Annotated in this window: 19 protein-coding genes and 2 tRNA genes; 7 read left to right on the forward strand and 14 right to left on the reverse strand. The window is 71.6% G+C overall.

The genetic code is table 11. The features are described from left to right. Positions 1-34 precede the first annotated feature (34 nt). Genes BLV76_RS07325 through pknB form a run of 4 tightly spaced genes read left to right on the forward strand, consistent with a single transcriptional unit; the run spans position 35 to position 6,196 of the window. Positions 35-1,432, forward strand: a complete 1,398-nt coding sequence (locus tag BLV76_RS07325; RefSeq protein ID WP_090968537.1) for an FtsW/RodA/SpoVE family cell cycle protein — start codon at positions 35-37, stop codon at positions 1,430-1,432. Then, a complete protein-coding gene (locus BLV76_RS07330; protein ID WP_090968538.1) occupies positions 1,429-2,889 on the forward strand; it encodes a peptidoglycan D,D-transpeptidase FtsI family protein in 1,461 nt (486 codons plus the stop codon). Before BLV76_RS07325 ends, BLV76_RS07330 begins: the two co-directional genes overlap by 4 nt. Next, a complete protein-coding gene (locus tag BLV76_RS07335) occupies positions 2,886-4,364 on the forward strand; it encodes a serine/threonine-protein kinase (RefSeq protein ID WP_090968539.1) in 1,479 nt (492 codons plus the stop codon). Before BLV76_RS07330 ends, BLV76_RS07335 begins: the two co-directional genes overlap by 4 nt. Further along, entirely contained in the window at positions 4,361-6,196 is a 1,836-nt protein-coding gene (gene pknB / locus BLV76_RS07340; protein WP_090968540.1) for a Stk1 family PASTA domain-containing Ser/Thr kinase, read from the forward strand. Before BLV76_RS07335 ends, pknB begins: the two co-directional genes overlap by 4 nt. On the opposite strand, the gene BLV76_RS07345 is transcribed toward pknB, so the two are convergent. Further along, positions 6,168-6,920, reverse strand: coding sequence for a DUF881 domain-containing protein (locus tag BLV76_RS07345; RefSeq protein WP_090968541.1), 753 nt, complete (start codon positions 6,918-6,920; stop codon positions 6,168-6,170). The two genes, pknB and BLV76_RS07345, sit on opposite strands and share 29 nt — an antisense overlap. 78 nt (positions 6,921-6,998) lie before the next feature. On the opposite strand from BLV76_RS07345, the gene BLV76_RS07350 reads away from it, so the two are divergent. Then, the gene (locus BLV76_RS07350; RefSeq protein ID WP_090968542.1) at positions 6,999-7,451 is read left to right on the forward strand and encodes a cell division protein CrgA; all 453 of its coding nucleotides are present in this window, start codon (positions 6,999-7,001) and stop codon (positions 7,449-7,451) included. 353 nt (positions 7,452-7,804) lie between these two features. On the opposite strand, the gene BLV76_RS07355 is transcribed toward BLV76_RS07350, so the two are convergent. After that, positions 7,805-8,764: a rhomboid family intramembrane serine protease gene (locus BLV76_RS07355; protein WP_090968543.1), complete on the reverse strand. Its 960-nt coding sequence runs from the start codon at positions 8,762-8,764 to the stop codon at positions 7,805-7,807. Positions 8,765-8,797: 33 nt separating this feature from the next. After that, positions 8,798-9,310: a peptidylprolyl isomerase gene (locus BLV76_RS07360; RefSeq protein WP_090968544.1), complete on the reverse strand. Its 513-nt coding sequence runs from the start codon at positions 9,308-9,310 to the stop codon at positions 8,798-8,800. 185 nt (positions 9,311-9,495) lie between these two features. Between BLV76_RS07360 and BLV76_RS22460 the strand changes: the two genes are divergently transcribed. Continuing rightward, positions 9,496-10,260, forward strand: a complete 765-nt coding sequence (locus BLV76_RS22460) for a hypothetical protein (protein WP_090968545.1) — start codon at positions 9,496-9,498, stop codon at positions 10,258-10,260. Positions 10,261-10,429: 169 nt separating this feature from the next. Here the strand turns inward: BLV76_RS22460 and BLV76_RS07370 are convergent, their stop codons facing one another. From BLV76_RS07370 to BLV76_RS07390, 5 genes are all read right to left on the reverse strand, one after another. Beyond that, positions 10,430-10,762 (reverse strand): DUF3817 domain-containing protein, encoded by a 333-nt coding sequence (locus BLV76_RS07370; RefSeq protein ID WP_090968546.1) that lies wholly within the window; start codon positions 10,760-10,762, stop codon positions 10,430-10,432. A 5-nt stretch (positions 10,763-10,767) separates the two neighbouring features. After that, the gene (locus BLV76_RS07375) at positions 10,768-11,532 is read right to left on the reverse strand and encodes an SURF1 family protein (protein WP_139306514.1); all 765 of its coding nucleotides are present in this window, start codon (positions 11,530-11,532) and stop codon (positions 10,768-10,770) included. 61 nt (positions 11,533-11,593) lie between these two features. Beyond that, positions 11,594-12,313 carry a siderophore-interacting protein gene (locus BLV76_RS07380; protein WP_090968548.1) on the reverse strand — a complete coding sequence of 240 codons (720 nt, stop codon included), beginning with the start codon at positions 12,311-12,313 and terminating at the stop codon, positions 11,594-11,596. Positions 12,314-12,322: 9 nt separating this feature from the next. Further along, a complete protein-coding gene (locus BLV76_RS07385) occupies positions 12,323-13,564 on the reverse strand; it encodes an RNA polymerase sigma factor (protein WP_090968549.1) in 1,242 nt (413 codons plus the stop codon). Positions 13,565-13,570: 6 nt separating this feature from the next. Further along, complete coding sequence (locus tag BLV76_RS07390) at positions 13,571-13,903, reverse strand: YciI family protein (protein WP_090968550.1); 333 nt, start codon at positions 13,901-13,903, stop codon at positions 13,571-13,573. Between the two features lie 101 nt (positions 13,904-14,004). Here BLV76_RS07390 and BLV76_RS07395 point away from each other — a divergent pair, with 101 nt between their 5' ends. Beyond that, entirely contained in the window at positions 14,005-14,616 is a 612-nt protein-coding gene (locus BLV76_RS07395; RefSeq protein WP_090968551.1) for a TMEM175 family protein, read from the forward strand. A 3-nt stretch (positions 14,617-14,619) separates the two neighbouring features. On the opposite strand, the gene leuE is transcribed toward BLV76_RS07395, so the two are convergent. The 6 genes from leuE to BLV76_RS07415 form a co-directional block, all read right to left on the reverse strand. Beyond that, a complete protein-coding gene (gene leuE / locus BLV76_RS07400; protein ID WP_217630285.1) occupies positions 14,620-15,183 on the reverse strand; it encodes a leucine efflux protein LeuE in 564 nt (187 codons plus the stop codon). After that, positions 15,129-15,290, reverse strand: coding sequence for a LysE family translocator (locus BLV76_RS22800; RefSeq protein ID WP_217630286.1), 162 nt, complete (start codon positions 15,288-15,290; stop codon positions 15,129-15,131). Before BLV76_RS22800 ends, leuE begins: the two co-directional genes overlap by 55 nt. An 88-nt stretch (positions 15,291-15,378) precedes the next feature. After that, a tRNA-Ala gene (locus BLV76_RS07405) sits at positions 15,379-15,454 on the reverse strand. A 14-nt stretch (positions 15,455-15,468) separates the two neighbouring features. After that, positions 15,469-15,594 carry a DLW-39 family protein gene (locus BLV76_RS22805; RefSeq protein ID WP_217630287.1) on the reverse strand — a complete coding sequence of 42 codons (126 nt, stop codon included), beginning with the start codon at positions 15,592-15,594 and terminating at the stop codon, positions 15,469-15,471. Positions 15,595-15,626: 32 nt separating this feature from the next. Then, positions 15,627-15,700: transfer RNA gene (locus BLV76_RS07410), tRNA-Ile, on the reverse strand. Positions 15,701-15,772: 72 nt separating this feature from the next. After that, entirely contained in the window at positions 15,773-16,333 is a 561-nt protein-coding gene (locus tag BLV76_RS07415; RefSeq protein WP_090968552.1) for a DUF3566 domain-containing protein, read from the reverse strand. Positions 16,334-16,339: the final 6 nt, after the last annotated feature.

A 16,339-nucleotide genomic window follows, 5' to 3' on the forward strand; every position in this document is an offset into this window, starting at 1 on the left:
CGGGCGCGCTGCGATGAGTCACACCGGAAGCCTCATGGGCGGACCCCTCATGACCTTCGTGCACCGGCGGCGCCGGGGCGCGGAGCTGTTCCTGCTCGTCCTCGCGCTCGCGGTCGGGATCGGGGCCTACGCCGCGGTCGGCCTCGGCGTCGAGGGCGTCGTGCCCGCCGACCTCGTCGGCTACGGCGGCTGGCTGACGGGCCTGATCGTGGCCGCCCACATCACGGTCCGCCTCGTGGCGCCGTACGCCGACCCGGTGCTGCTGCCGCTCGTCGCCGCGCTCAACGGGCTGGGGCTGGCGGTGCTCCGCCGGCTCGACCTCACCTACGAGACGCTCGGCCAGGCGCACACCTTCGCGCGCCAGCAGCTCACGTGGATGACGGTGGGCGTCGTCCTGTTCATCGCGACGCTCTTCCTGCTGCGCGACCACCGCTCGCTGCAGCGGCTGACCTACACCTCCGGCCTGGCCGGCATCGTGCTGCTGATCCTGCCGTTCGTCCCGGTGATCGGTCGCGACATCAACGGCGCGAACATCTGGATCCGGGTCGCCGGCTTCAGCCTGCAGCCCGGCGAGGTCGCCAAGGTGCTGCTCGTGATCGCCTTCTCCGGCTACCTCGTGCTGCACCGCGACGCCCTCGCGCTGGCCGGTCGCCGGGTGGTCTTCGTCGACCTGCCCCGCGGGCGCGACCTCGGCCCGATCCTGGCGATGTTCGGCGTCTCGATGATGATCCTGGTGCTCCAGAACGACCTGGGCTCCTCGCTCCTCTTCTTCGGCCTCTTCCTCGCGATGCTCTACGTCGCGACCGAGCGGCCGGGGTGGCTGGTCGTCGGCGGGCTGATGTTCGCCGGCGGCGCCCTGGCGGCGTACACCTTCGTCGGCAACGTGCAGCGCCGCTTCGACATCTGGCTGCACCCGATGGACTACTACACCGACCCCGGCACCAGCTTCCAGCCGGTCGAGGCGATGTTCGGGATGGGCTGGGGCGGCCTGATCGGCCGCGGCCTCGGCAACGGCTTCCCCGAGCGGGTGCCGTTCGCCTACTCCGACTTCATCCTCTCCACCATCGGCGAGGAGCTCGGCCTGACCGCCGTGATGGCGATCGTGCTCTGCTACGGCCTCATCGTCGAGCGCGCGCTGCGCATCGCGCTGATCTCGCGCGACGGCTTCGGCAAGCTGATGGCCGTCGGCCTCGGCGCGATCTTCGCCCTCCAGGTCTTCGTCGTCATCGGCGGCGTGACCGGCCTGATCCCGCTGACGGGCCTCACCACTCCCTTCCTCTCCTACGGCGGCTCCTCGCTCGTCGCCAACTGGGTCGTGATCGCACTGCTGCTCCGCATCTCCGACCAGGCGCGCCGCCCGGCGCCGCGCCTCGACCCCGTCGACGACGACGTGGCCGACAGCGAGAGCACGCAGGTGGTGAAGCTGCGATGAACAAGCCGATCCGCGTCGTCTCGGTCTTCTGCCTGGTGCTCTTCATGGCGCTCCTGGTCAACGCGACCTACTTGATGTACGTCCGCTCCGACGACCTCTCCAAGGACCCGCGCAACCGCCGCATCATCACCGCGACGTTCTCCCGCGAGCGGGGCGCGATCCTCGTCGGCAAGGACGCCATCGCGCGCAGCGTGCCGTCGGACGACAAGTACAAGTTCCAGCGCGTCTACTCCCAGCCCTTCAAGTACGCCCCCATCACCGGCTACTTCTCCTGGTACGGCCAGACCGGCATCGAGCGCTCGCAGAACGCCGTCCTCGCCGGCGACGACTCGCGCCTGTTCGTCACCCGGCTCGTCGACATGCTCAGCAACGGCGACCCCAAGGGCGGCAACGTCCAGCTGACCGTCAACGCCGCCGCACAGGACGCCGCCTGGGAGGGCCTGGAGAACCTGCCGGGTGACGCGCAGGGCGCCGTGGTCGCGCTCGAGCCGACGACCGGCCGGGTGCTGGCGATGGCCTCGACCCCGACCTTCGACCCCAACAACTTCGCCTCCCACGACTTCACCGAGGTGAAGGACACCAGCGACCGGCTCAACGCCGACGACCGCGACCCGCTCATCAACCGCGCCATCGGCACGACGCTGCCGCCCGGCTCGACGTTCAAGCTGGTCACCGCGGCGGCCGCGATCGAGTCCGGCAACTACGACGCCGACTCGATGGTCCCGGGCGGCTACAAGTTCAAGCTGCCCCAGTCGACGACCGAGATCAGCAACCACGACGGCGGCAACTGCGGCGGCAACCGGATCACCATGACGCAGGCGATGGAGGTCTCCTGCAACGTCTCCTTCCTCAGCCTCGCCAACGAGCTCGGCACCGAGGCGATGGCCGACCAGGCCGAGGCGTTCGGCTTCAACTCGACCTCGCTCGAGGACCTCGGCGGCCAGGCCAAGTCGCTCTACCCGCGTGACATGGACCCGCCGCAGACCGCGATGTCGGGCATCGGCCAGTCCAACGTCACCGCGACGCCGCTGCAGATGGCGATGGTTGCGGCGGCGATCGCCAACGACGGCGACGTGATGCGCCCCTACATCGTCGACGAGGTGCGCGCGCCGAACCTGTCCGTCCTCGCCCGCACCGAGCCGCAGAGCATCAGCAAGGCGATCTCCAGCTCGACGGCGGGGGAGCTCACCAAGATGCTCGTCGCGACGGTCGAGGTGGGCACCGCCACGCCCGCGCAGATCCCCAACGTCGAGGTCGCCGGCAAGACCGGCACGGCCCAGTCCACGCCCGAGCGCCCGCCCTACGCCTGGTTCGTCTCCTTCGCCCCTGCCAACGACCCGAAGGTCGCCGTCGCGGTGCTCGTGCAGTCGAGCGACACCTCGCGCGACGAGATTGCCGGCGGCCGCCTCGGGGGCCCGATCGCCAAGGCGATCATGGAGGCGGTGATCAACCGATGAGCGTCCTCGGACCGGGGACGGCCGTCGACGACGGTCGTCGCTACGTCCTCGAGTCGCGCATCGCCACCGGCGGCATGGGCGAGGTCTGGGCGGCCCGCGACACGCTCCTCGACCGCGCGGTCGCGGTGAAGGTGCTCAAGGCGGAGTACGCCGACGACCCGCTCTTCCGGACGCGCTTCGAGACCGAGGCCCAGCACGCCGCCGCGCTCCAGCACCCCGGCATCGCCTCCGTCTACGACTACGGCGACAGCGCGGTCGGCGACGGCTCGGGCACGCGTCGGCCGTTCCTCGTGATGGAGCTCGTCGACGGCCAGCCCCTGTCGAACCTGCTCCGGCCCGGCGCACCGCTCGACCCCGACGCCACCCGCGCGCTCCTCGCCCTGGCCGCCGACGCCCTGGGGGTCGCCCACGAGGCGGGCATCGTCCACCGCGACGTGAAGCCCGCCAACCTGCTCGTCACGCCCGACCGGACGATCAAGGTCACCGACTTCGGCATCGCCCGCGCCGCCGACGGGATGGCGCTCACCGAGACCGGACAGGTCCTCGGCACCCCCGCCTACATCTCGCCCGAGCAGGCCGAGGGCGGCACCGCGACCGCCGCCTCCGACGTCTACTCCCTCGGCGTGGTCGCCTTCGAGTGCCTGGCCGGCGAGAAGCCGTTCGTCGCCGCGACACCGGTCGCCACCGCCATCGCGCACCTGCGCAACCCGGTGCCCGACCTGCCCGCCTCGGTGCCGGCCGACCTCGCCCGGGTCGTACGCCGTGCCCTGAGCAAGGCGCCCGAGGACCGCTACGCCGACGGGGCCGCGTTCGCCGCCGCCCTGCGGGACCCGAGTGCCACTCCTGCCGTCACCCCGGCCGCCCCCGTGGCCGGCGACGCCACCCAGGTCATCCCGACGATGGCGCCCGCCGTCGAGCCGGCTCCGGTCCCGGCACCGGTGGTCACCCCGGTCGCGACACCGGCGGCGGCCCGGGCAGGCGACGACGGCACGCGAGGTCGTACGACGCCGTGGTCGGTCATCCTGGGCCTGGTGGCCGTGGTCGTCGCGGTGCTGCTCGTGGCGCTCTGGCTCGGCACCCGTGACTCGGGCTCCCCGTCGGACGAGACGCCGAGCCCGTCGCCCAGCCGGTCCGGGTCGCCGAGTGGGTCTCCGAGCGACTCACCGTCCGACACGCCCTCTGAGTCTCCCAGCGACTCACCGTCGGAGACCCCGACCGAGACGCCGTCGCAGACTCCGACGGAGACGCCGACCGAGACTCCCACCGAGACGCCGACGGAGACCCCCACCGAGTCGCCGACGACTCCCACGGAGACCCCCACCCCGTCACCGACGGAGACCCCCACCCCGACGCCCACCGGGTCGCCGACCACCGACTCGCCCACCCCGAGCCCCGGCGCGACCCCGAGCAGCACCACGTCGCCCGCGGGCGACAGCACGACCATCACCAGCGATGGAGAGGACGACCAGGGATGACGCAGGAGCCGACACTGATCGGCGGCCGCTACGAGCTCGGTGAGCTCCTCGGACGCGGCGGCATGGCCGAGGTCCGCAAGGGACGCGACCTGCGGCTGGGCCGTACCGTGGCCGTGAAGCGGCTGCGCACCGACCTGGCCAGCGACGCGACGTTCCAGGCCCGCTTCCGCCGCGAGGCCCAGTCGTCGGCCTCGCTCAACCACCCCGCGATCGTGTCGACCTACGACACCGGCGAGGAGATGGCGACCGACGGTTCGGGCGTCGCCCAGCCCTACATCGTCATGGAGTGCGTCGAGGGGCGCACCCTGCGCGACATCCTGCGCGAGGGCCGCAAGATCCTTCCCGAGCGCGCGCTCGAGATCACCGCGGGCGTGCTGTCGGCGCTCGACTACAGCCACCGCGCGGGGATCATCCACCGCGACATCAAGCCCGGCAACGTGATGCTCACGCCGTCGGGGGACGTGAAGGTGATGGACTTCGGCATCGCCCGGGCCATCTCGGACGCCTCCTCGACGATGACGCAGACGGCGGCGGTCGTCGGCACGGCGCAGTACCTCTCGCCCGAGCAGGCGCGCGGCGAGACCGTCGACTCGCGCTCCGACGTCTACTCCACCGGCTGCCTGCTCTACGAGCTCCTCACCGGCCGGCCGCCGTTCGTCGGCGACAGCCCCGTCGCCGTCGCCTACCAGCACGTCCGCGAGCAGGCCGCGCCGCCGTCCGACCTCGACGACCAGCTCGACCCCGAGATCGACGCGATCGTGATGAAGTCGCTCGCCAAGCGCGTCGAGGACCGCTACCAGAGCGCCGCGGCGATGAAGGCCGACATCGAGCGCTACCTCGCGGGTCACCCGATCCAGGCACCCGCCGTCGTACCCCCTCCGGCGGAGACGCAATACGTCCCGCCCGTACCGCCGGTCGACGCCACCTCGGCGATGGCCGCCGCCGCCCCGCCGCCGCGCCAGGACGAGCCCTCGCGCAACCGCACGGGGCTGTGGGTCCTCGTCGGCCTCCTCGTCGTCGCGGTGCTGGGCATCGGCGCCTACGTCCTCAACGGCGTCCTCTTCGACTCCGCGCCCACCCGCGAGGCGGTGCCCAACGTCGTCGGGCTCACCGAGCAGCAGGCCCGGCTCGCCATCGTCGACGCGGGCTTCGTCGTCGGCGACGTCTCTCGTGACAACTCCGAGACCGTCGAGGCCGACCACGTCATCGACCAGGACCCCAACCGCGACACCTTCCAGGACCCGGGTGCCTCCATCGACTTCGTCGTCTCCAACGGCAAGCCGGAGGTCGAGGTGCCCTTCGTCGTGGGACAGCTGCGCAAGGAGGCGCGGGCGACCCTCGTCGCGGCTGGCCTCAAGGTGAGCTTCGAGGCCCAGGACTCCGACGAGGCCCGGAACCAGGTGCTCAGCACCAACCCGGCGCCGGGCACGTCCGTGGCCGACGGCACCACCATCACCGTCGTCTACTCCAACGGGCCGGTGAAGGTCCCCGACGTGCGCGGGATGGACCAGCGCGACGCCGAGCGGGCGATCCGCGAGGCCGGCTTCGTCGCCGACATCCGGACCGACCCGACGTCCGTCGAGCCCAAGGGCACGGTCGTCGACCAGATCCCGATCGGCGGCACGCTCGACCAGGGCAGCACCGTGACGATCTTCGTCTCGGCCTACGAGGAGCCGGTCACCCCGGAACCGACGGACCCGACCACGGACCCGACGACCGAACCGCCGACGACCCCGACGGACCCGACGACGAGCCCGACCGACCCGACGGAGTCGCCGACCCCGCGGGTGGAGGTGCCGCCGGCTACTCCGGCATCGGCGTCGCGTAGGTGAGGTCGAGGAGCCCGGTGTAGGCCGGTGCGGTGGCCGACGCGAGCTCGGTCATGTCCCACGAGACGCCACCGCCCGGGACGTCGGTGTAGTCGCGGTAGGACGCGAGGATCGGGTCGATCGAGAGCTCGGCCTCGAGCGCCGCGGGGTCACCGATGCCGACGATGACGTAGGGCGGTGAGTAGGGCAGCCCGTGGAGCGTGACCTGGTTGCCCTCGCACTTGATGCCGGTCGTCGAGATCAGCCGCTGGCCCTGGATCGTGATCGCGGTGGCGCCGGCGTTCCACATCGCGTTGGCGACGGCCTGGATGTCCTGCTGGTGCACGACGAGGTCGTTGGGATCCTCCTCGTAGGCCAGGCGCGCCTCGAGCGGGGCGTCGTCGAGGGTCACCTGCACCGCGGCCCCGGTCTTCTCCGTGAGCCCGGCCGGGTCGGCGAGCTCGGCGACCTTGCGCTGCGCACGGCCGACCGAGCGGTCGCCCAGCTCGGTGCTGAGCGAGTCGACCTCCGCGTTGAGGGCCGCCGCCTGGGCGGTCAGGTCGCCCGCCTCGTCGCGCTCGGCGCGGACCACGGAGGCCAGGTCGGTGAGCCGGCCACCGCGGAGGTCGAGGCCGTCGCTCTGCTCCGCGCTGACCGCGAAGAGGGCTCCGCTCAGCAGCACGACCACCGGCGTGGCCACCCGCCAGACCCGGCGACGCCCGGGGGACGAGTGGGACGGCGAGGGCATGGCGACTACGCTAACCCCCGTTGGGCGGCGTACGCCCTCGAACTCTCGCCGAACTCCCGCCGAGCCACAGGAGCAGCAGTGTCGAAGTCCAAGACGATCATCGCCGAGGAGAAGAGCAGCCTCTTCTCCGTGAGGTTCCTGGTCGCCCTGCTGCTGATCATCGCCGGCATCGCCTACATCGCCTGGTACTACGTCGGCCCGCGCGGCAACCCGCTGGCCTTCCCGCCCGTCGAGGGCACCCCGAAGGCGGTCGCCGACCTCGGTCGCTGGAACTACCTCATCGGCTTCGGCGTGCTGATGCTCGGCCTGATGGTCTCCGCCCACCCCTCGACCCCGCTCGGTCGCGGCCGCGGCGTCGTCGTCGGCATGCTCGGCTGCTTCCTGATCGGCCTGATCTGGATCTGCACCTTCTACATCTTCTCCGACGACCTCTCCGGGCTGTGGGTCATCAACGACCTCGGCCAGTGGAACCTCGTCGTCGGCATCGCGTTCATGGCGGTCGGGTTCAGCTTCGCCACCAAGTGGGAGTAGGTTTCTCCCGCGGCTGCTGAGCGGCCGCTGCTCGTCCAGCAGAATCCATTCGTCGCCTCGAGCGGTGAGTGAGGCGCCTTCCTGGGGAAGGGGAGGCGTCTCTCTCACCGCTCGAGTCGATTTCGGGGTCGGCTGGGCTCTCGCTCTCCACACTGGGGATAACTCCTGTGGAGAATTACACGCGTGTAGTTATCCACAGCTGTGTGCACACCTGTGGGAAATGAGGGGTCCCCCGGGCACGCCGGATCCGTCATCCGGAGGCGCACCGATCGGTGCGGGTCCGGATGACGGATCGCGTCAGCTGGCAGCGGTCAGCGGGACGGCGTACGCCGCCGGCGCGGGCGCGGTCGGGGCTAGGACAGCGCGGCGATGCGCGCCGCGATCAGCGCGACGAGCACGAGGAGGAAGCCGCCGAGGCCGAGGGCCTGGACCAGCGTGCGACGCGTGCGCGGGGCGTAGGCGATGATCGCCGCCACGACGGCGCCGCCGACGATGCCGCCGAGGTGTCCCTGCCACGAGATGTTGGGGATGGCGAAGGTGATGAACAGGTTGACGGCGAGGAGCGTCGCGATGCTGCGCAGGTCGGCGCGGACCTTGTGGGCGATCACGGCGTAGGCGCCGAAGAGGCCGTAGATCGCGCCGGACGCGCCGAGCGTCAGCCCGCCCGAGCCCGAGAGCCACAGCACGGCGACCGAGCCGGCCAGGCCGGAGAGGAGGTAGAGGGCGAGGAACCGGGTCCGGCCCAGGACGGCCTCGAGCTGCGGGCCGAGGAACCACAGCGCCAGCATGTTGCTGGCGATGTGCCAGATCTCGACGTGCAGGAACTGGCTGGTGATCAGCTGCCACACGGCGCCGTCGGCCACGCCCGGCACCCAGTGCCCGTCGCCGCCGGTGCCGAGCGTGCACAGGCGCTCGCCGATCGCGGTCGGGTAGTAGCCGCTGCTCGACAGCGACTCGCAGGTCCCCTTCGGCACCAGCGCGAGCCGCGCGATCAGGTCGCTGTTCTTCCAGCCGGTCGCGATCACCGCGAGCCAGACGACGGCGTTGATGCCGATCAGCACGAGGCTGGTCAGGCGCGGGTCGGCGCTGCGCTCGCCGCCGTACATCGCACGGTTCTGGCGCGACGTCCTCGCGGCCTCCTTGACGCAGTCGGGGCACTGGAAGCCCACGGCGGCGTCACGCATGCAGTCGGGACAGATCGGCTTGTCGCAGCGCTGGCAGCGGATCCAGGTCTCACGACCGGGGTGCCGGTAGCAGGTGGGCACCCCGGTCGCGGTCCCGTCAGCGGGGGCCCCGTCGGGCGGCTGGCTCATGACTGGTGTGTGGTGCGTCGGGTCAGTGCAGGGTCACTGCTCGATCGTGACGGACTCGATCACGACCGGGTCGGCCGGCCGGTCCATCGCGCCGGTCGCGGTGGTGGCGATGGCGTCGACGACGTCGCGGCTGGCCTGGTCGGCCACCTCGCCGAAGATCGTGTGCTTGCGGTTGAGCCACGGGGTGGCGGCGACGGTGATGAAGAACTGCGAGCCGTTGGTGCCCGGGCCTGCGTTGGCCATCGCGAGGAGGTAGGGCTTGTCGAAGACGAGCTCGGGGTGGATCTCGTCCTTGAAGGTGTAGCCCGGGCCGCCGGTGCCGGTGCCGAGCGGGCAGCCGCCCTGGATCATGAAGCCGTCGATGACGCGGTGGAAGCCGAGGCCGTCGTAGTACTTCTCGCCCGAGCGGCCGGCGTCGTCGCGGTAGTCCTTGGTGCCCTCGGCGAGGCCGACGAAGTTGTCGACGGTCTCGGGAGCGTGGTTCGGGAAGAGGTTCACGACGATGTCGCCGCGGTTGGTCTTGAAGGTCGCCTTGGGGTCGGCCATGGGAGTGTGCCTCTCGGTGGTGCTCGCAGTGACGAGCTCAGTGATCTCTGTGCGCCTCGATCCTGCCACGCGGCGCCCACGCGGGACGTACCACCATCCCCACCTCGCCCCACCACCCGGACGGGGCTGGTCGCCTCAGGGTGCGCGTGGTGAGATGGAGCAACACCTGACAGAGGAGGACCCGTATGCCCTTCGGCCGCAAGAAGTCCCTCACGGACCGGGCGCATGACTACGTCGACCAGATCGCGGACCAGTTCACCGACAAGGTCCTGCCCCAGCTCGAGCACGCGTGGGAGCAGGCCGCGGACAAGGCGGGGCCCGTGATCTCCGACGCGCGCGACAAGGCCGCGCCCCTGGTCGAGGAGGCGCGCACCCGGGCGACCGAGGCGGCGTCGGCCGGTGCCGCGACCGCCGCCGAGAAGGCCGCCGAGGCCCGTGACAAGGCCGCGCCGCTCCTCGCCGAGTACCGCTCCACCGCCGCCGAGCGGGCGTCCGCCGTGGCGTCGACCGCTGCGACCGTGGCTGCCGAGCGTGCGGCCGAGGGTCGCGACCTGGCGACCGCCAAGGTCAACGAGCTGCGCGGCATCGAGCCCGAGCCCAAGGGCGGCAAGCTGAAGAAGTTCCTGCTGGTGGGCGCGCTGCTGGCCATCGGCGGGGCGGTCTTCAGCAAGCTCCGGGCCAAGCAGGACGACGCGTGGCAGTCGACCTACGTCCCGCCGGCCCCGCCCGCGCCCAAGCCCGCGACCCCGCCGTCCCCCGCTGCCCCGGCCACGGGTGCCGCGCCCACGGCTGACGACGTCGTCACCGCGGACCCGCCGGCCGTCGACGACGCCGGTGGCGGAGCCCCCGGCGAGGCGATCAGCGACTCGGTCGAGGAGGCCCACGAGGCCACCACGCCCGACGAGCCGGCCGAGGTCATCGACATCGACGACGTGCCGCAGAAGAAGTAGGGCCAGACCCCTGGCGGTGTCCCAGCCACATTCCGTACGGCGCGAATGTGGCTGGGGCACCGCCAGAGTCATGTCTCGGGCGCGTCGGCTGCCGAGCGGTGCGCGAGCCACGTTCCAGGTGCGCCGAAGGTGGCTCACTCACCGCTCGAGCGGGAGTACGACGAGGGAGCTAGGCGAGCTCGGGGTGCTCGGCCTTCATCCGCTCGGCCGCACGGTGCTCGACGAAGAACATCAGCAGCGGCACGAGGCCGGCGATGAGGAGCAGCAGCGTGAACTGGGGCGACCAGCGCGCGCGGTAGGCGAGCATCAGCGCGACCAGGAAGTAGACCATGTAGAGGGTGCCGTGCAGCGCCCAGAGGATGCTGAGGGAGTCGCCCAGCTCCTGGATGCTGCTGCCCTCGGCGAAGAGGTACTTCATCGGGGCGGCCACGAGGGCGCAGAACGCGAGCGCGACGCCGACGACGAACGCCAGCACGCGGTAGGTGGTGAAGAGGGGTCGCACGGCCCTCAACCTATCCGGCGGCTGGTCGCGTCCTGGGGGTCCCCGCCCGCGTTGAGCGGGGAGGAGACCCCGGTCACCACGTCGCGCCGCCACCGCCACCAGATGAAGGCGGCGAAGGCACCGAAGACCCACCACTCGAAGGCGTAGAGCAGGTTGCGGATGCCGGTGAAGCTGCTCGCCTCCGGCAGCGCCTCGAGCTCGGCGGACTGCAGGCCGTCGGCGGGCTCCTGGCTGATCACGTAGGCGGAGTAGAGGTCGACGTCGACGCGCTGGACGGCGTCGGCGACGCGGATCTCGGGGAAGACGTCGTCGGTCGGGTCGTCGTCGACGACGAGGCTGCCCTCGGGCGGCTGGAGCCAGCCCGTGATCGAGGCGTCGCCACTGGCCGCGAGCAGGTCGGGAGAGGGCTCGGGCGCCCATCCGCGTACGACGAGCACGGCGGCGTTGCCGACCTCGAGCGGGGCGACCGCCCAGTAGCCGGGCGTGCCGTCGTGGTCGCGGTCGGCGACCCAGAAGCCGCCGTCGATCCACGTGCCCGCCACGTCGACCGGTCGGCCCACGTCCATCCCCGGGAACGGGTCGTCGTTGCCCATCACGTCGGTCAGCGGGACCGGCGCCACCCCGGTCAGGTCGCGCGCCTCGGCGTCGCGGTGCGCCTGCCAGGCGTCGTACTGCCACTTCCCGAGCATCCCGGCGAGGCTGATCAGCACGAGCGCGAGGACGGCCGCCCCGAGGTCGGCCAGCACGCTGGGTCGGCGGGGGACACTCACGTCACCGATTGTCCCAGCCACGTCCTCGTCGGGGTGCGGCGGTGCGGGGGCACTCACCTGCTCAACCGGCCGACTCGGCCTCGGCGAGCTCGCGCTTCCACACCCGGAACGACTCCTCGGTGCGGCCGGCGCGCCAGTAGCCGGAGATCGAGGCGTCGGCGCGGGGCAGGCCGCGCTCCCGGAGCAGGTAGGGGCGCACGCCGTGCATGACCTCCTGCGCCTCGCCGTGGACGAACGCCTGGACCCGGCCCTCCGGCCACGGCCACGCGCGGACCGCGTCGCCGAGCGTCTGCCCGGCCTCGCGGTGGAGGAAGGTGACCGTCACGCCCGCGGGGGCCGCGAGGGTCGGCTCGTGCGCCGCGTCGTCGACGAGGACGAACGCCTGGCCGACGGCGTCGTCGGCCAGTGCGGCGAGGGCCGCGGAGATCGCCGGGACCGCGGAGTCGTCGCCCGCGAGGAGGTGCACGTCGGCACTCGGGTCGGGCCGGTAGCCGCCGCCCGGGCCGTTGACCTCGAGCTCGTCACCGGGCTGGGCGCGCTGCGCCCACGGGCCGGCGACGCCCTCGTCGCCGTGGACCACGAAGTCGATGGCCACGGTGCCGGCGGCGACGTCGGGGAAGAGCGCGGTGTAGGTGCGCACGCCGTCGGGGAACACCAGCTTCACGTAGCGGTCGGTGTCCTCGCTCGCGGCGAAGGCGGACAGGTCGTCGGAGCGGAACCAGACCCGCCGCAGGCTGGGCGTGACGGGCTCGGTGGAGGTGACGGTGAGGCGGGTGGACACCCCAGCAGGCTACGTCGATGCTCCTGACGTCCCGAGCTCGTCCCGGCGCCGGGTGAGGTACGACGACTCCGCGCTGTTGCCGGCCAGCCCGATCGCCCGGTCGTAGGCCGCCCGGGCGTCGGCGGACCGGCCGAGCCGCCGCAGCAGGTCTGCGCGCGTGGCGTGGAAGGCGTGGTAGTCGTCGAGTGAAGCGGTGAGCGCGTCGACCAGGGCGAGCGCGACCTGCGGTCCGTCGAGCTCGGCCACGGCGATCGCGCGATTGAGCGCCACGACCGGGTTGGGGTCGAGCCGGACGAGCTGGTCGTAGAGCGCGACGACCTGCGACCAGTCGGTGTCGCGCACGTCCGCGGCGTCGGTGTGCACGGCGCTGATCGCGGCGAGCACCTGGTAGCGACCGGGCGCCTGGCCCGAGGCCAGCCGCTCGCGGACGAGGGCGTGGCCCTCGGCGACCAGCGCGCGGTCCCACGCGCCCCGGTCCTGCTGGTCCAGGGTGACCAGCTCCCCCGACGCCGAGACGCGGGCGCCGCGGCGGGCCTCGGTCAGGAGCATCAGGGCGAGCAGCCCGGCCACCTCGCCGTCGTACGGCATCAGGGTGCGGACGAGGCGGGTCAGCCGGATCGCCTCGCCGGTGAGGTCGGCGCGGACGGGGTCGGACTCGGCGCTGCTGGCGAGGTAGCCCTCGTTGAAGACGAGGTAGAGCACCGCCAGCACGCCGGCGACGCGCGACGGGAGGTCGGCGGCCTCGGGCACGCGGTAGGGGATGCGTGCGTTCGCGATCTTGGCCTTGGCGCGGGTGATCCGCTGGCCCATCGTCGTCTCCTGGACGAGGAAGGCGCGCGCGATCTCGGGGACGGTGAGCCCGCCCACCATGCGCAGGGTGAGCGCGACCCGCGCCTCCATGGCGAGCGCCGGGTGGGCGCAGGTGAAGAGGAGCCGGAGGCGGTCGTCGTCGATCACGCCGAGCGGCTCGGCGGGGCGGTCGGTGAGCATGTGGGCCTGCTTCTGCTTGTCGTCGCGCTTGCCCTCGCGGCGGACCCGGTCGAGCGCCTTGTTGCCGGCGGTCGTGGTCAGCCAGGCTCCGGGGTTGGGTGGGAGGCCGTCCGTGCGCCACTTCTCGAGCGCGACGGCGAAGGCCTCGCCGGCGGCGTCCTCGGCGACGTCGAGGTCGCCAAAGCGCCGGGCCAGGACGGCCACGAGCCGGGCCCACTCGTCACGGTGGACCTGGGCGATCGCGGCGTCGACGTCGGTCATCGGTGCTCAGGCCACACCGTCGAACGGGCGCACCTCGATCTTGCGGTGGCACGCCTGCGAGGCGTCGACCGAGAGGGCGAGCGCCTGGTCGAGGTCGTCGGCGGTGACCACCCAGAAGCCGGCGAGGAACTCCTTCGACTCCACGAACGGCCCGTCGGTGAGGATCGCGGTGCCGCTGCGGTTGTCGGTGACGGTCGCGTCCTCCGGACCGGTGAGGCCGCCGGCGAACACCCAGCGCCCCTCGTCCTTGAGCCGGTCGTTGAAGGCGTCGACGGCGCCGGGCGCCGAGTCGTCGGTCGGGTTGTCGGTGTCTCCGATGACGGTGAGGAGGTAGTGCATGTCTGCTCCTGTGGTCGTGGGCGCCCCTTGTCGGGCAGCCTCTCACCACTCCTACGAACGCGGCAGTGCCGATCCGACAGGTCCGGCCATATCGTGAGCCCATGGCAGTCGACGAGGTGGAGCACCGCTCGGCGGAGCGGCTCACGTTCTTCACCGACGCCGTCGTCGCGATCGCGATGACGCTGCTCATCCTGCCGCTGATGGAGGCCGTCTCGGAGACCGCGTCGGAGGGGCTCTCGACCGCGGAGTACCTCGAGGAGCACTCCGACCAGCTGTTCGCGTTCGTGCTGAGCTTCGCGATCATCGCGACCTTCTGGCGCGCCCACCACCGCCTGTTCGAGCACGTGGCGGCCTACTCCGAGCCGCTCATGCTGCTCAACATCCTCTGGATGTTCACGATCGTCTGGCTGCCCGTGCCGACGGCCCTCGCGGGATCCCTGGAGACCGATCGGCCGCAGCTCGCGCTCTACATCGGCAGCATGCTGGCCAACGCCCTGGTCAGCGTCGCCCTCCACGTCGTGCTGCGTCGCAACCCCGCGCTGTGGGTGGCCGACAACCCGCCGGACAGCTCAGGCACCTACGGCCTGCTGACCTTCGCCGCCCTGCTCACGATCGCGCTGGTCATCGCCCTGGTCGTGCCGGGCATCGGCTACCTCGCGCTGCTGGTGCTCGTCCTCAGCGGACCGATCGAGCGGCTGCTGTTCCGCGGGTGAGGATCAGGCGGACGCGAGCGCCAGCTTGACCGCGAAGCCGAGGAACACCGCACCGACCGCCGACGTCGCACCGGCCGAGAGCCGCTTGCGGCGACGGAAGGCGGCGGCCAGCCGGGTGCCGGCGAAGATCAGCATGCTGAGGTACGCCGCGCTCGCGACGGTCGCGAGGCTGCCGAGCACCAGGAACGAGATCGCCGGGTGGGCGTAGGCCGGGTCGACGAACTGCACGAAGAAGGCGACGAAGAACAGGATCGCCTTCGGGTTGAGCAGGCTGATCACCAGCGCCCGTCGGTAGGGCCGCTCGCCCTTCACCTTCGCGTCGACCCCGGCCTCGATGGCAGCGTCGGCGATCTGCTCGGCGACGCTGCGGCGCGAGCGCCACATGCCGAAGGCGGCGCGCATCATGCCGATCGCGAGCCAGAGGAGGTACGACGCCCCCACCCACTTCACCACGCCGAACGCCGTCGGGTTGGCCTGCAGCAGCGACGCCACGCCCGCGGCGGAGAGCGTCATCAGCACGGCGTCGCCCGTCCACACGCCCGCTGCGGCGGCGTACCCGGTGCGCACCCCCGCCGCGCGGCGACGGAGAGGACGTAGAGCGAGTTCGGGCCCGGCAGCAGGACGATCAGGATCAGGCCGACGAGGTAGGTCGGGAGGTCGGTGATGCCCAGCATGGGATCAGTGTGGGACCACCGTCACGGGCGGCGTGACCGATTCCGAGGGATGGGCGGGAGGTCACACGGCCGCGCCGTCGCCGGGGAGTGGTGGAGCCTAGGGGACTCGAACCCCTAACCCCCTGCTTGCAAAGCAGGTGCGCTACCAATTGCGCCAAGGCCCCGTGTGGGAGGAGCGTCAGGCCTTCTCGACGGTGTCGGTGGCCTCGGCCCAGAGGGCCTGCTCGTGCTTCCCCTCGTCCATCTTCCTCTTCGCGAAGAGTGCGGCGCCGGCGGCCAGGACGACCAGCAGGAGCTTCTTCATGGAGCTCTCCTCGAGAGAAGAAGGGGATGGAGTGGGCCTAGGAGGACTTGAACCTCCGACCTCTTCCTTATCAGGGAAGCGCTCTAACCGTCTGAGCTATAGGCCCGCAACGCTGCACCAGCAGCGACGCCGAAGATTACCTGACCACGATCGGCGGGTGCCAATCGAGGGGGTCAGCTCACTTCTCGTCCTCGGCGAGGGTGACCTCGATGCCGCCGAGCAGGGCGGCGGCGAGGTTGTAGAGGAACGCCGTCAGGGTGGCCAGCGCGGTCAGCAGGATCACGTCGACCACGGACACCAGGAGGGTGAACCCGAGGACCCGCGACATGCCGACGTAGTCGGTGACGTCGAAGGTCGAGTTGCCGCTGTCGCCCTCGACGATGCTCGCCACGGCGGAGTTGATCGAGTCCCACACTCCGGCGGCGCCGAGGACCGACCACACCATGAAGATGGCGACGAACGTGACGACGCCGAAGGCGACCGACAGCAGGAACGAGGTCTTCATGACCGACCAGGGATCGATCCGGGTGAGCCGCAGCCGCGCGCGACGGGGCTGACGGCCCGGCTGGCGACCTGGCCGCCTGACCTTCGTCTCCGAGGTCGAGGCGTTGGCGCGGTGCTCCTCGGCGGCGTTGGACAGCGTGCTCTGCAGCCGCTCGGTCAGCGACTTGCGCGGGGGCTCCCCACCCTCACCGGGACTGGCGGACGTACGACGTGGAGTCGTGGTGCGTTCGGACACGGATCA

Origin of the sequence: Nocardioides exalbidus, assembly GCF_900105585.1 — a bacterium.
Taxonomy (GTDB): Bacteria; Actinomycetota; Actinomycetes; order Propionibacteriales; family Nocardioidaceae; genus Nocardioides; species Nocardioides exalbidus.

Coding starts and splice junctions, on each gene's coding strand:
- BLV76_RS07325 (WP_090968537.1), top strand. CDS start 35: ATGGGCGGACCCCTCATGACCTTCGTGCACCGGCGGCGCCGGGGCGCG.
- BLV76_RS07330 (WP_090968538.1), top strand. CDS start 1,429: ATGAACAAGCCGATCCGCGTCGTCTCGGTCTTCTGCCTGGTGCTCTTC.
- BLV76_RS07335 (WP_090968539.1), top strand. CDS start 2,886: ATGAGCGTCCTCGGACCGGGGACGGCCGTCGACGACGGTCGTCGCTAC.
- pknB (WP_090968540.1), top strand. CDS start 4,361: ATGACGCAGGAGCCGACACTGATCGGCGGCCGCTACGAGCTCGGTGAG.
- BLV76_RS07345 (WP_090968541.1), bottom strand. CDS start 6,920: ATGCCCTCGCCGTCCCACTCGTCCCCCGGGCGTCGCCGGGTCTGGCGG.
- BLV76_RS07355 (WP_090968543.1), bottom strand. CDS start 8,764: ATGAGCCAGCCGCCCGACGGGGCCCCCGCTGACGGGACCGCGACCGGG.
- BLV76_RS07360 (WP_090968544.1), bottom strand. CDS start 9,310: ATGGCCGACCCCAAGGCGACCTTCAAGACCAACCGCGGCGACATCGTC.
- BLV76_RS22460 (WP_090968545.1), top strand. CDS start 9,496: ATGCCCTTCGGCCGCAAGAAGTCCCTCACGGACCGGGCGCATGACTAC.
- BLV76_RS07385 (WP_090968549.1), bottom strand. CDS start 13,564: ATGACCGACGTCGACGCCGCGATCGCCCAGGTCCACCGTGACGAGTGG.
- BLV76_RS07390 (WP_090968550.1), bottom strand. CDS start 13,903: ATGCACTACCTCCTCACCGTCATCGGAGACACCGACAACCCGACCGAC.
- BLV76_RS07395 (WP_090968551.1), top strand. CDS start 14,005: ATGGCAGTCGACGAGGTGGAGCACCGCTCGGCGGAGCGGCTCACGTTC.
- BLV76_RS22800 (WP_217630286.1), bottom strand. CDS start 15,290: ATGCTGGGCATCACCGACCTCCCGACCTACCTCGTCGGCCTGATCCTG.
- BLV76_RS22805 (WP_217630287.1), bottom strand. CDS start 15,594: ATGAAGAAGCTCCTGCTGGTCGTCCTGGCCGCCGGCGCCGCACTCTTC.